Annotated in this window: 17 protein-coding genes; 2 read left to right on the top strand and 15 right to left on the bottom strand. The window is 38.0% G+C overall.

The genetic code is table 11. From position 1 onward, the window contains the following. Positions 1-68: 68 nt before the first annotated feature. The 4 genes from istB to ACH0QE_RS03330 form a co-directional block, all read right to left on the bottom strand. Positions 69-806, bottom strand: a complete 738-nt coding sequence (gene istB / locus ACH0QE_RS03315; protein WP_415782310.1) for an IS21-like element helper ATPase IstB — start codon at positions 804-806, stop codon at positions 69-71. Next, entirely contained in the window at positions 806-2,305 is a 1,500-nt protein-coding gene (gene istA, locus ACH0QE_RS03320; RefSeq protein ID WP_415799285.1) for an IS21 family transposase, read from the bottom strand. Before istA ends, istB begins: the two co-directional genes overlap by 1 nt. Before the next feature lie 207 nt (positions 2,306-2,512). Then, positions 2,513-2,698 carry a DUF4177 domain-containing protein gene (locus ACH0QE_RS03325; RefSeq protein WP_415779305.1) on the bottom strand — a complete coding sequence of 62 codons (186 nt, stop codon included), beginning with the start codon at positions 2,696-2,698 and terminating at the stop codon, positions 2,513-2,515. A 76-nt stretch (positions 2,699-2,774) separates the two neighbouring features. Continuing rightward, on the bottom strand, positions 2,775-2,984 hold the full coding sequence (locus ACH0QE_RS03330; protein WP_415779304.1) for a hypothetical protein: 210 nt from the start codon (positions 2,982-2,984) through the stop codon (positions 2,775-2,777). A 151-nt stretch (positions 2,985-3,135) separates the two neighbouring features. Here ACH0QE_RS03330 and ACH0QE_RS03335 point away from each other — a divergent pair, with 151 nt between their 5' ends. Beyond that, positions 3,136-3,450, top strand: coding sequence for a hypothetical protein (locus ACH0QE_RS03335; protein WP_415779303.1), 315 nt, complete (start codon positions 3,136-3,138; stop codon positions 3,448-3,450). A 114-nt stretch (positions 3,451-3,564) separates the two neighbouring features. Here ACH0QE_RS03335 and ACH0QE_RS03340 read toward each other — a convergent pair whose 3' ends face one another. The 8 genes from ACH0QE_RS03340 to ACH0QE_RS03375 all read right to left on the bottom strand — a co-directional run bounded on the left by ACH0QE_RS03340 (position 3,565) and on the right by ACH0QE_RS03375 (position 10,233). After that, positions 3,565-3,705: a hypothetical protein gene (locus ACH0QE_RS03340; protein WP_415779302.1), complete on the bottom strand. Its 141-nt coding sequence runs from the start codon at positions 3,703-3,705 to the stop codon at positions 3,565-3,567. Between the two features lie 60 nt (positions 3,706-3,765). Next, positions 3,766-4,050 (bottom strand): hypothetical protein, encoded by a 285-nt coding sequence (locus ACH0QE_RS03345; RefSeq protein WP_415779300.1) that lies wholly within the window; start codon positions 4,048-4,050, stop codon positions 3,766-3,768. 310 nt (positions 4,051-4,360) lie between these two features. Next, positions 4,361-4,738 carry a YkvA family protein gene (locus ACH0QE_RS03350; RefSeq protein ID WP_415779298.1) on the bottom strand — a complete coding sequence of 126 codons (378 nt, stop codon included), beginning with the start codon at positions 4,736-4,738 and terminating at the stop codon, positions 4,361-4,363. Positions 4,739-4,824: 86 nt separating this feature from the next. After that, entirely contained in the window at positions 4,825-5,460 is a 636-nt protein-coding gene (locus tag ACH0QE_RS03355) for a LysE family translocator (RefSeq protein WP_415779297.1), read from the bottom strand. Between the two features lie 34 nt (positions 5,461-5,494). Further along, on the bottom strand, positions 5,495-6,742 hold the full coding sequence (locus ACH0QE_RS03360; RefSeq protein WP_415779296.1) for a cysteine desulfurase-like protein: 1,248 nt from the start codon (positions 6,740-6,742) through the stop codon (positions 5,495-5,497). Between the two features lie 258 nt (positions 6,743-7,000). Continuing rightward, positions 7,001-9,127 carry a heavy metal translocating P-type ATPase gene (locus ACH0QE_RS03365; RefSeq protein WP_415779294.1) on the bottom strand — a complete coding sequence of 709 codons (2,127 nt, stop codon included), beginning with the start codon at positions 9,125-9,127 and terminating at the stop codon, positions 7,001-7,003. Then, positions 9,120-9,485, bottom strand: a complete 366-nt coding sequence (locus ACH0QE_RS03370) for an ArsR/SmtB family transcription factor (protein ID WP_415779293.1) — start codon at positions 9,483-9,485, stop codon at positions 9,120-9,122. Before ACH0QE_RS03370 ends, ACH0QE_RS03365 begins: the two co-directional genes overlap by 8 nt. Positions 9,486-9,615: 130 nt before the next feature. Then, the gene (locus tag ACH0QE_RS03375; protein WP_415779292.1) at positions 9,616-10,233 is read right to left on the bottom strand and encodes a CadD family cadmium resistance transporter; all 618 of its coding nucleotides are present in this window, start codon (positions 10,231-10,233) and stop codon (positions 9,616-9,618) included. A 510-nt stretch (positions 10,234-10,743) separates the two neighbouring features. Between ACH0QE_RS03375 and ACH0QE_RS03380 the strand changes: the two genes are divergently transcribed. Then, positions 10,744-11,082: a hypothetical protein gene (locus tag ACH0QE_RS03380; RefSeq protein ID WP_415779291.1), complete on the top strand. Its 339-nt coding sequence runs from the start codon at positions 10,744-10,746 to the stop codon at positions 11,080-11,082. A 565-nt stretch (positions 11,083-11,647) separates the two neighbouring features. Here ACH0QE_RS03380 and ACH0QE_RS03385 read toward each other — a convergent pair. Genes ACH0QE_RS03385 through ACH0QE_RS03395 form a run of 3 tightly spaced genes read right to left on the bottom strand, consistent with a single transcriptional unit; the run spans position 11,648 to position 12,259 of the window. After that, positions 11,648-11,836 (bottom strand): DUF2383 domain-containing protein, encoded by a 189-nt coding sequence (locus ACH0QE_RS03385; protein WP_415779290.1) that lies wholly within the window; start codon positions 11,834-11,836, stop codon positions 11,648-11,650. 18 nt (positions 11,837-11,854) lie between these two features. Further along, positions 11,855-12,055 carry a hypothetical protein gene (locus ACH0QE_RS03390; RefSeq protein WP_415779289.1) on the bottom strand — a complete coding sequence of 67 codons (201 nt, stop codon included), beginning with the start codon at positions 12,053-12,055 and terminating at the stop codon, positions 11,855-11,857. A 15-nt stretch (positions 12,056-12,070) separates the two neighbouring features. Then, the gene (locus ACH0QE_RS03395; protein WP_415779288.1) at positions 12,071-12,259 is read right to left on the bottom strand and encodes a YetF domain-containing protein; all 189 of its coding nucleotides are present in this window, start codon (positions 12,257-12,259) and stop codon (positions 12,071-12,073) included. Between the last annotated feature and the right edge of the window lie 142 nt (positions 12,260-12,401).

Genomic DNA, 12,401 nt, shown 5'->3' on the forward strand with positions numbered 1-12,401 from the left:
TGTTTTTTGCAAGCAAAAAGTGCAGAGAATTGCAGCGAAAAATACATAGGCTTGCAGCACAGATTTCTTTAAATTCCATCAGTTGACTTTACAGATGAAAGAGCGTTCTTTAATCTGTAACTTTCTCCTGTAAATGCCACAATATGAGCGTGGTGAACAAGTCGGTCCACCAAGGCAGATGTTAATCTGTTGTCCCCAAAAATGCGGTTCCATTGCCCAAATTCCAAGTTGGAAGTGACAATTACACTTTTATGCTCATAACAGTCTGCGATAATATGAAACAACAATTCAGATCCTTCTTTTTGAAATGGAACATATCCAAGTTCGTCTAATATCAATAAATCGCATTTATCAATCTGTCGTTTTAGTCTCTGAAGTGTCCCTGCCTTAACCGCTTCTTCTAGTTGAGCCACCAGATCTGCCACCCGAAAAAAACGCACTTCATATCCTTTCTCACAGGCTTTTACTCCTAGCGCCGTAGCCAGGTGTGTCTTCCCGGTTCCTGGCGAACCTAATAGAAGGAGATTTTGCTTACCCTTTAAAAAGCTAAGTTCAGAAATTTCTTTTTGTGATGTTGTTGCTGGCAAGTGCAATTGGTTCGTCCATTCATAGTCTTTAAGCCATTTAAGTTCCCTGAATTTAGCCTTTTTTACCAGCCGTGTAATCTTTGTGCTCAGCCGGGAAGTAACTTCTCTTAAAAGGACATCCCTTAGGAATTGTTCCTTGCTTTCAAATACGATTTCTTCAAACTCTTCCACCACATATGCTAGGTGAAGGGTTTTGCAAACATCTTTGAGATCTTTCATTACGAAACCCTCCCATCAAGTTGAGGGCAAAGCTTTTGATCATACGTTTTGAGGTCTGTTTGATAATCAAGCAGGATACTAGGTGTATGGGATTCAGTCATCTTTTCAGGATATGCAGCCTGCTTGGCTTCAATCAGGTACCCAAGCTCATGTGGAGCCCTTTCAAACCTGTTCTCCACTTCTAATATGTTATGGATATCCTCTAAGGAATGCTTATCCAATAAATTCTGTATCCCTTTTATTCTTGTCTTAGATTCTTCAGGCATTATCGTAAGATAAACCCTTACCCTTTCAGGTAAGTATTTGAAAAAGCGTGAATATGCTGCTGAACGGGGTTTCTTTGCCCAATCTCCCATTATATCCTGCCATGGAATGGCTCTTGTCTGATTCATGTAGGCTCTGGATTCCTGGTATACAATTTCTCCATCATTGGTAAAGCAGGTAAATGAATCCCACTCTTTTTTTATGATCAATGTCTGTTTAATTCGTCCTTTATGAATGACGAATTTTTCCCCATCCATACTTATTTCACCGTATTTATTCAGAGTGGCCTCGGCAAGGGAGTAGATTGGCAGATCGGTAATTGGCAATGGTTTTAATTGCTTTCTATCTTCTTCTAATAGCTCTTTAATTGAAACTCCTCTTTCATAATGAGGGCGATTCATATCCTCATCCATCTTCATCCGAAGCCAATTTGCCAACTGTGGAAAGCTCTCCATTTCAGGAGCCAATACAAATAGATTATTTCTTGTGTAACCCACTTTCTTTTCAACGTTGCCCTTTTCATGTCCACTAGCGGGGTTGCACGCCTGAATTTCAAAGCCATAGTGGGATTGAAAACGTAGGAAAGAGTCTGTATAAGTTCTTTTTGTGCCTTTGCCTATTGAAACAACCGCAGCGGAAAGATTGTCAATACGAAGGTGGGTCGGAATGCCTCCGGCCTGCTTAAATAATTGCTTAAGACCTTCCAAAAAACATTCGGAATTCTCAGCGGGAAGGGGATAGGCAAATCCAGCATTACTGTATGGAAAACTCATAATCAAAGCCTTTATGTCCTTGTATGCGCCATCCTTTACCACTGTCATATTGCCAAAGTCCACTTGCGCTTCACCCGGAGGGTGTTCAAGTCTCTCGTATCTAGTATTCTTTTCTTCCTTTAAAATTGGCTTCCTATACTGCACATAATCGCATACAGTGCGATAGGATCCCATGAATCCATGCTCGTCCCGAAGCTGCTCGAACATCTTCTTGTTCGTTCTTCTTTCTTTGCGCTTTAATTTCATGTCCTCCTCAAGCCAAATATCCACTATTTCTCCGTAGCCATCTTCATACATCATGCCATTCTTAGAAGAAGGTAGCTTTTCAAGAGGAACCTCCCCATCTGCATATCGCTTAACTGTTCTCCAATTCTTTCCTGTTTTTTTAACTATCTCGTTTATCGTTAGGTCTTCGTTATCTCTTAAATGTTTGATATAATTAACCTCAGGCATTGCTAGCATCCTTTCAAATTCCCCCATCTGTTAAGATCTCGTCAATCAAAACAGTAGAGGTTATTTAGAGGGCTGGCAAGCCTATTTTTTATGCAGGGAATTCTGCATAAATCCCCTGCAAAACTATGTACTTTTATTTTGCATTAAACACTTCACTCCTGCATATCCATAGTTTTGTACGTCCTTCCTCATCACCCAATTGTATGGAATGATAAACTAACCTTGAACAGGTCTTTCAAAGATAATTTCATAAGACGTGGGTTTTCCGTGCCCATTATACTCTAAAGGTAAAACTTGTACTAATCTCCACCCATCAGCTGCATATTCACTAATGGTTTCCCTATGTGTTGCTGAAGAAAAAAATCCTCCCAGAGAAGTTTCAACAAATATATATTCGTACATTCTATGTACCTCCAAATCTTATATTTTCAATACGACATCTACTACACAAGTCAATAGGACAGTGAATAGACAGTCCTTATTCTTTGTCCATCCTTTCAACCCTCTGCCTGTGATTTAAATCTATGACAATTTCTCCAACACCCATTGCAATTAATCCATTAAGCAAAGCAAATATCGGAAGTACTATATCTCCACCACCATCTGATAAAAGAATCATAATAATTCCCAATACACTAAAGAAAACAAAAGCCATTCCTAATAAATATAGAACACGACCAAGTAACATTTTATTCATCCCCCCTTACCTTGTGTAAATTTTCTTTACCCTTTTATAAAAGTAGCTGAGTGCTTATTTGGTACTCATCACTACATAGTTATATAAATCAATGGACAGGCATATTGTTAAAATGAAACTTCAACAAAAGGAGCCTATAAAATTGAAACGAATAATTTCCTTATCAGGTCTACTGTTACTCTGTATTTATTTGGTATATAACAGTCCTCAAATATCCCAGAAATACTCTGACATAGAATCGTTAAAGACAAATGCCAGAATTGGCACAACTGATGACATTCTGGAAACGATCATACCTGAATTTGAGTATGTACATGAAAAGGATAAAGACAAAGAAATGGATGGTTATATAGTTGAAACTCACAGGGAGTATGAGATTCATAGGGATGAAGATGGTACCATAATTAAACAGATTCCCACCTCGAACTATGAATATATAAGATATAGAAAATACTAAGGCACTTATAGTGCATTTAATGGGTAAAGATACTTAATCTTTGCCTATTTGTTATGTTACTTAATGGGGCAAATACAAAGGGAATAGCCCGTGATGACAGCAGTCGCTCTCCCACTATTTAAAAATGATGTTAAAAACAACAAAAGCTATTACAATTCCTACCACAACAAAACCGCCAAGCGTTGGACTTCCAAAAAAGGTCCTATTCCAACCATCTTCAGTATTTTTACTATTATCTGTGATTTCTTTACTCATATATCCTATCCCTCCATTTTTAAAAAACGAATTTCACATGTCAAACTAACGCTTTTCAACTTAACCTATAATTTTATACCGATTTTTCACCTTTTTGTACGGGATCAAAATATACGGCTGGCCTGAAGGTGTAAAGTCTTCGATTCCTGTTTGGTTAATATCAGGACTGAAATATTTTCGGCCCCATTTTCTAATGATCTCCCCAGTAATACCTTTTCTGATAATCCCCTTTTTTGGCCTGCTCAAAGGAGCTTTATTCCTCAGGGCAAGAATGGTAAATTCAGAATAGTATTGTGCATCCTTTAACATTTCAATTTTGTAAAGAACTTTTTCTGTGCCAATCATGCTAATCACCCACAATGTATAATCTTTAATCTTGTATACGTATAAATGGGCAGAAAAGTTTCTAGTGATGTTCTTTTTTATCTTCTTTTAGTTTGTTTTTCTACTATTTCTTGCCAACTGTTTTTCACTAATATATGATTTTTACTCAGAATCACTTAAGCAATCTTTTTTCAATACACCAAGCTTTCATTCATATAATCTACTTTAACTTTCTCTTCTCCTTTTACAGCTTCCTCTTTAATAAGCTGCCCGTGAAATAGAAAGCCTTGCCGCTATGAAAGTCAGGTTCTTTGTCTTTTTGATCAGTTTATTAAATTAGATAATCAACCATCCAATATAAAAATAGAACCCAGAGCAAAATGATCATCGTTCCAGCTATCCAATTCTTCTGTTTTACCTTTCCTGACGCAGCCACTTTTTTACGTGAATCCTGAATGATATGATCTGGTATTAGTTTTAAAAGGACTGCGATTCCCAGTGGAACCAGAATTATGTCGTCCAGATACCCGAGGATTGGAATAAAGTCGGGAATTAAATCAATAGGACTAAAAGCATAGGCGACAACTACAATTGCTAATAGCTTGATATAAAAAGGTGTTTCCGGGTGTTTATACGCCTCTGCAATTATGAAGATATCTTCTTTGATTTTTTTCATCCGCTTTTTGAATGCTTCCATTGCTTCTCTCACTTTATTCCCTCCTGCTTTCTATACTTATATCTATAACTATATACTAAAGAGAGCCTGGACCATGTCCAAGCTCCACTGTTTCCTTATTATGATGTGGCTTTCGTGTTCAGCAGTTTGATGCCCATTCCGATAAAAACAATGCCTGTCAGCCGGTTTAAGACAGTCCCGGCTTTCGAATTTTTCCTTAGCCTTGTTGTTGCCATCGAGGAAAAATAAGCAGTCAATAGACACCAGATTCCCCCGGTAAAGGTGAATGTCATCCCCAGGATGATGAATGGTATTGGGCTAGCAGCACCCGCATCGGCATGGATGAATTGAGGAAGAAATGCCAGGAAAAACAAAGCCACCTTTGGATTCGTTACATTCGTGATCATGCCTTGAAAAAAGATCTTCTTATTGCTTTGGATTGGCAGGGATTTCTGTTCTTTTGTATTGCTTTTTGCCACTAACATCTGAATCCCCAGATAAGCCAGATAAATGGCTCCCGCAATTTTAACGGTTTGAAATAAAAATGCTGATTGCGTCAATATGACGGATAACCCAAAAGCTGCAAGAAGTGTATGAACAACGATTTCAGAAGTAATTCCAAAAGCCGAGTAAATCCCGGCTGCCCTGCCTTGAGATATACTTCTGCTCACTATGTACATTGTATCTGTACCAGGAGTTAAATTTAAAAGGATCGCTGTTACTAAAAACACTTCGAAATTACTAATCCCAAACATGAACCATCTTCCCCTACCGTAAAATAACGTTCAATTAAACAACATTCTGTTGATGCTGTTCGATGAAAGCTGCTAACGCTTTTTTGAATTGCTGGATTTCTTCCTTCGTGTTATATGGTGCCAGGCCGATTCGCACCCATCCACCTGTTGGATAGACATCAAGTACTTCAGCCATTGTGGAGGCATAGAAATCCCCATCTGCGACACACATATTGTATTTTTCCGCAAGCCAAGCTGTGACCTCCCGGGAATGATGACCTTCTATTGTGAAAGCAAATGTTGGTGTTCTGCGGCCCGAAGCTGCCCGAAAGAGTTTTACTTCCGGAAGGCTGCGCAAAAAGTCTTCCGCTTCAGCTGCAAGTTCACTTTCATATTCATCGATCGCATGCATTCCAGACAACAACCGTTCCCTTCTCGTTTCTCCATAACCCAATTCTTCAATGAATTGGATTGCTCCCACAACCCCAGCGATCCCCTCATGATTTTGAGTTCCGGTTTCGAGTTTGTAAGGAATCTCGACAGGTGCAGGCTTAAGCTTGTAGACAGGGAGTTTTCCAAATAAACTCTCCTTTACTACAGCGATGCCAACATGCGGCCCGAAAAACTTGTAAGCTGAACATAGAAGGATATCACAATCTAGCTCCTGAACATCTATCGATAAATGTGGTACTCCATGAACAGCATCGACAACTGCCAGGGCTCCGACTTCTCTCGTACGTTTTATTATTGGCTCTAAAGCCGTCACAGTGCCAGTTACATTTGATGACATCCCGGCTGCCACCAGCTTGGTTTTAGCCGTGATAATATCTTCTAAATCATCTAATTTTAAAGTGAAAGTATCGGGGTCCAGTTTAATGAATTTAATAGTAGCACCACAGTCTTTCGCAAGGGTGATCCACGGATCTACATTGGCACGGTGATCAAGCTCTGTGACCACAATTTCGTCACCCTCATTAATAAAACCGGCTAAACTCCGTGCAATCGCAAATGCATGTGTGGTCATGTTCGCACCAAACGCCACCTCATTCGCCTGGCATCCGAGCAAATCAGCGACAGCCTCCCTGGCTTCGTCCAGCAGTGCATCCGTGTCAGCGCTGGTATTGAATGTCCCGTGAAGATTTGCCATTCCATTCCTTATGTATCGATACATCGACTCCAACGCAAAATCCACCATCTGTGTACCGCCAGGACCATCAAAGTAAATCACCTGCCGTCCGTCATCCTTACGACTCAAAGCAGGAAATCTCTCCCTCACCTGTTCAATCGGAAATATACTAGCCAACCCGCACCACTCCTTAATTAAAGATAACCTAATTATGTCACAATTTTCTAAAAACTGCAGGCATAAACTTTCGACAAACGAAAGAGCCCAGTCGGAGTTCGCGCAAATAAAAAGCAAAAACTCGCTCCCAAATTGGACGAGTTTAATTTATATATTTTGGGAGCTTTCTTAAACTAAAGCACCCTTCGTTGAATAAGACTAGCACTAAAATAATAAAGCAAGAGAAACAAACAGTGTTTTTCTCTTGCCATCTTATTTTTATTCCTTTACTTTTAGTAACCGCAAACTGTTAAGGGTCACCAACAACGTAGCTCCCATGTCTGCAAAGATCGCGATCCATAATGTAAGCCATCCAGGCATAACTAACAGTATTGCCACTAATTTAATCGCTAAAGAGAAGGTAATGTTTTGCTTGATGATTGTTCGAGCCTTACGGCTTAATTTAATCGTATATGGCAATTTGCTTAAATCATCAGACATTAACGCAATATCAGCCGTTTCTAGTGCTGTATCAGTCCCAGCTCCACCCATTGCTACACCAACAGTGGAAGCAGCAAGAGCTGGTGCATCATTCACGCCATCTCCAACCATTGCGACACTTTGATGTTTTCCTCGAAGTTCTTTAATGAAATTCAATTTATCTTCTGGCAGTAAATCAGCTTTAATATCCGAAACACCGACTTGTTTTCCAATTGCTTTTGCTGTCCTTTGATTGTCACCTGTCAGCATCACGGTATCAATGCCCATATTATTCAACTTGCCGATGACTTCTTTAGATGATTCCCTCATTTCATCGGCTACGGCAATGAACGATAGAACTTCTTTTTCTGTTCCTAACACCATCACCGTTTTGCCTTGTGTCTGCATCTCCGCAATTTTTTCTTTTCTATCACTTGAAATGCTTCCATGCAATTCCTCAAAAAGGTTCGGACTTCCTACATAATACATTTGGTTATTTACTTTTGCTTTTACACCTTTACCTGTAATAGATTGGAAATCATCGACCGATATATCATTGAATTTCAACCCTTTTTCTTCTGCTTTTCGCATAATCGCTGAAGCAAGAGGATGCTGTGAACCTTTTTCAATCGCTGCTGTGATTAACAATAACTCATTATCATTTTCACCAAAGTTTATGATGTCGGTCACAGCTGGTACACCTTTTGTTAATGTTCCTGTTTTATCAAAAGCAATGGCTTTAAGGGCTCCTGCTTCTTCTAAATAAATACCACCTTTAATTAAAACACCATTTCTTGCCGCATTTCCTATTGCTGTAACCACGGCAACTGGAGTTGAAACAACCAGTGCGCATGGACAACCAACCACTAATACAGCTAATCCTTGATAAATCCATTCGCTCCAATCACCGCCGAATAACGGAGGAATAACTGCAATTAAGAATGCCAGAATCACAATAGCTGGTGTATAGTATTTAGCAAATTTATCGACAAACGCTTGAGAAGGTGCTCGTTCTGCTTGAGCCTCTTCCACCAAATGAATTATTTTCGATAATGTTGTATCTTCCACTCGTTTTGTTACTTTAACTTCGAGCAATCCCTCTTCATTCAAGGTTCCTGCAAAGACTTCATCATCAATCGTTTTCGTTACTGGAACACTTTCTCCTGTAATCGCAGCTTGATTAAGCGTAGAAGTGCCTTTAATGACCACTCCATCCATCGCTAATTTTTGCCCCGGCTTTACGATCATAATATCGTCCACTTGAATATCCTTAACATGGACCATCATTTCTTCATTTCCACGACGAATTAACGCTTCTTTTGGAGCAATATCCATCAATGATTCAATAGACTGCCGAGCTTTATCCATTGAATATCGTTCTAAGGCTTCGCTGACGGCAAAGAGAATAACTACCGTTGCCCCTTCACCCCATTCACCAATAATGGCAGCTCCTATAATGGCGATGGTCATTAATGTATTCATATCAAACCTTAATCGACTAAGATTTTTAAGACCCTTAATAAATAGCGAATATCCACCAATTAAAATGGATGCTGCATAACCAATCGTCGGAAGAAAATGTTCTTCCCCAAATTGCTCTCCTAAAAACCAACTAATTACAAGCAATATCGCTGAAATATAGACTTTAATATTTTCTTTTTGCTTCCAAAAAGGTTCATGTTCTACCTTTTTTTCATTTTCGTCACGTAATTTCAAGTTTTCAAAAGCACCTGCCTTTTCAAGTGCTTCAATGGTTGCATTGCCCGTAACCGTAATTTTAGAAGCACCAAAATTAACTTTCGCATCAGAAACACCATCCAGGTGTTTCACGTTCGTTTCGAACGTTTTAGCACAGTCAGCTCAGGTGAATCCTTGAACACGGAATGTTTTTGACTCTTGTTCATTGACTTTTACTTGTTCAGACATTAACTTTTCCCTCCTTTTTATGGGCTAATGAGAACATCATTATCTGCTTGATATGTTCATCATCTAACGAATAAAATGCGAGTTTACCCTCTTTTCGAAACTTAACGACACCTAGTTTATGAAGTTTTCTCAAATGATGGGAGGCATTGGCGACAGTAACACCTACGATATTCGCAATATCACATACACAAAGCTCTTCATCTTGGCAGAGAGCATAAGTGATTTTCGCCCTATTTTCATCAGCAATCACTTTTAACATTTGGGCAACACTAGAAATATCTGCTGTTTTTAAATCTCCTTGTATTCGATTAACCTTTTCTTCGTCATAGCAATAGATTTCACAAGTATCTTTATTCATATTCTCACCTCATTCATTTAAATGTTTGCTTCAATAAACTATGCACATTCTTCCCCATTAAATTCAAGTGAATCTCATACAAATCATTTTTTCTTAATGCTATTGTCTTGTTAACTAGTACAACTATTTATTAAAACAGGAATGTGAGTAGGGCATTAAATGTTCTATTTTCAAACATAATATAAATTCCTAATCCTATGAAGACAATTGGAACAATCCAACGTTGATACTTTTCAATTTTTTCCGATATAAAATCAAAGTTGGCTAAACGATAACCGACATAGAGTAAAATCCCAATCATAATTAAAAAGGTAGTGATAGAGACAATAATTTCAGTCACGTTTAATGTGGTGAAATACGGTACATAAATGGAAAAATCATCTGCACTTGAAGACAATACAATAAAAGTGACCGTTACAAATAATTGATTAAACCTACCTGAGGAAAATAACGATAAAATGTTGCCTTCATCAGCATCCTCGTCGCCCTTAATCCATATCTTTATACCTAAGTAAAGTGGTAAAAGCCCAAGTAGTCCTATAACCCATTGTTGAGGAATTAGGTTCGTAACACCAAAAGCAACTAAAAGACTTGCTCCTATAACAATTATCGTTCCAATATACTTTCCTAACCAAATATGTTTTGCCTGTCCTTTTTTAATTTGTGAAAATAATAGAATTAAAATAACAAGGTAATCAATACCAGTTGCTACATAAATAGCTGCGGCTGTAAGTATAGTTGTTATCATTTTTCAACCTCCTCTTTCCTGTGTGTCAACATAAACTTTTGAACATTTTATGCAAACACTAGGGATATCTACTGTCTGAAATCCTGTTGTAATCGATTGACCTTTTCTTCGTCATAGCAATAAGATCTCGTAAGTATTTTTATTCATATTCCCACCTCTTTCTCATTCAAACCTTTACTCGAATATAGTATACCCTATATCCCTTTTTCATTCAAGTATTAACTTGAATGATAAAAGAATTCAATTTTCTTGGGATTGTTGTAGGAGATCCAATCACTTTTCAAAAAAATGAAGACGGTTTTTCAGCCCTTTTAAACTGGATTACTAATCTTAAAAGATTACATAAATCAGAGGAATCATTGTTGAGATGGAACATACTGGCCATTACTGGATCAACCTTTCAAAATGGCTGATAAAGCAAGATATTATATAAAAGTTCAATAAACGTTCACTTTAAATAATGAGACACAAATACTATACTAGGTATATAGATAGGGGGTGGATAATAACATGAAAAAGATAACATCTATACTTTTAGGATTTTTATTAGTATTAGGATTAGGAATTGGTATTCAAGCGGCAACCATTGAACCAGGACCCGGAATAAACCAGGCACCAGCAAAATATTCGAGTTGGCAAGAAATGAGAGATTATTGTCTACAAATTATGTCTTCGTACTGGGGAAATAGTGTGACGGATAACAATGGACGACCAACAGAATCGTATGGCGTTCAAAATGGGTTTTCTTCTATGAATCCCGCACAAACTCCTAAGGATGAACAAATGAATTCTCGCGGTTTACCAATGCAACCTAACCGGGGACCATTCAATCACTGTATGGGTTGGTAAACTAACAAGCAAGATTATTACAATTGTCGTACGTCTTAAAACTACCGCGATCTCCTATCGCTCTAACCCATGTTTAACCTTGCCAAAAAAACGATAGGATATTGGCTCAGAATTTACAGTTTAATTGAGATGAAAATAGGGCTTGGATAAATATAAATCCAGGCCCTATTTTTTTTCGTTGTTCAACTAATTAATTTATAACCATAATATTCCTTCTGGACGGTTTGAGATAGATTTAGAATGTGCCACGTTAAGGGAAAAATCGGTTTTTTCATTTACGGGGATACAAGGTAGCATCTGCCGCCCTGAACGAATCGCTTAATCCACTATCACACTTATAAAGAAAGTCGTTTATGCACGTAAATCCTCTGTCTTCATCTTTTAAGTCAACTTTGTTCCTTTAGGGGTCCAGAGCAAAAAATGCGAATTTTGTACACGCTAAGCATATTTCAACGATAAGATGTAAAAAGCAAGAGAAATCAACATCGTTTTCTCTTGCTTTTTTATAGTGCAATTTTTCTTCACCGCCAAAGCCGAAACATCGGGTCTTTAAAATTTCCCCTTTTCACTGTTTTGGCATGAGTTTCCCTATCTCTTGTTGTAATTGGGTTAATTGTTGCATCTTAATATCCCTTAATTGAGTAAACATTTGTCTTAGTTCAGGATTTTGTATATTTATCATGTACCTGTTGTATTGCTCTTGGTTCTTCATTTCTGTTTGAAGTAAGTCGTTAAGTCTGTTTATATCGTTCATGGTACACCTTCCTTATTTTTAGCTAATATTCATTTGAGACATTTTCTCGCTTAAGCTCTTGTAATTGTTTCTAGACACCATCTCCATGCCCTTAAGGATTTCTTTAAGATTTGGCTGCGTAGTCTGCTCTTCCATAGTCATATATTTTTCAGCTGTAAGTTCCTCTAAAAAAAGCATTTCCTTTAATGCATTGTTAATTATCTCCTGCTCTGTAAGCATATTCACCACTCCTTTCTAATTAACCAATGAATAATATATTTTGCCTGAACCGTCGATTGTTGCAAGGTATACATTTTTCATGTCTATAACACCATACTTTTTAAGCTCACCTGCTAACCACTCCCGACTATATCCTAATTTTTCGAGGTTTTTATTAATAATCTTCCCATCGTTTATTAGGATGGAAGGAAGTCCACCTTCCACTTGTGACTGCTAAACTAAAGTAGACAGTTTTCGCTGGATAAGATGAAACACTTGCTTACCCAAATATACCAGTAAAATAACTGTTGTCGCCATTGTATGATATGGATATTTGATCATACAGCAATGGAGGACAGACAAAAGG

This window comes from Mesobacillus sp. (genome assembly GCF_047739415.1).
In the GTDB taxonomy this organism is placed as follows: domain Bacteria; phylum Bacillota; class Bacilli; order Bacillales; family Cytobacillaceae; genus Mesobacillus.

Excerpts from the sequence above, each read along its gene's own strand:
- ACH0QE_RS03380 (WP_415779291.1), top strand. The coding sequence starts at position 10,744 with ATGAAAAAGATAACATCTATACTTTTAGGATTTTTATTAGTATTAGGA.
- ACH0QE_RS03370 (WP_415779293.1), bottom strand. The coding sequence starts at position 9,485 with ATGAATAAAGATACTTGTGAAATCTATTGCTATGACGAAGAAAAGGTT.
- ACH0QE_RS03340 (WP_415779302.1), bottom strand. The coding sequence starts at position 3,705 with ATGAGTAAAGAAATCACAGATAATAGTAAAAATACTGAAGATGGTTGG.
- ACH0QE_RS03325 (WP_415779305.1), bottom strand. The coding sequence starts at position 2,698 with ATGTACGAATATATATTTGTTGAAACTTCTCTGGGAGGATTTTTTTCT.
- ACH0QE_RS03330 (WP_415779304.1), bottom strand. The coding sequence starts at position 2,984 with ATGTTACTTGGTCGTGTTCTATATTTATTAGGAATGGCTTTTGTTTTC.
- ACH0QE_RS03390 (WP_415779289.1), bottom strand. The coding sequence starts at position 12,055 with ATGCTTACAGAGCAGGAGATAATTAACAATGCATTAAAGGAAATGCTT.
- ACH0QE_RS03385 (WP_415779290.1), bottom strand. The coding sequence starts at position 11,836 with ATGAACGATATAAACAGACTTAACGACTTACTTCAAACAGAAATGAAG.
- ACH0QE_RS03375 (WP_415779292.1), bottom strand. The coding sequence starts at position 10,233 with ATGATAACAACTATACTTACAGCCGCAGCTATTTATGTAGCAACTGGT.
- istA (WP_415799285.1), bottom strand. The coding sequence starts at position 2,305 with ATGCTAGCAATGCCTGAGGTTAATTATATCAAACATTTAAGAGATAAC.
- ACH0QE_RS03345 (WP_415779300.1), bottom strand. The coding sequence starts at position 4,050 with ATGATTGGCACAGAAAAAGTTCTTTACAAAATTGAAATGTTAAAGGAT.
- istB (WP_415782310.1), bottom strand. The coding sequence starts at position 806 with ATGAAAGATCTCAAAGATGTTTGCAAAACCCTTCACCTAGCATATGTG.
- ACH0QE_RS03355 (WP_415779297.1), bottom strand. The coding sequence starts at position 5,460 with ATGTTTGGGATTAGTAATTTCGAAGTGTTTTTAGTAACAGCGATCCTT.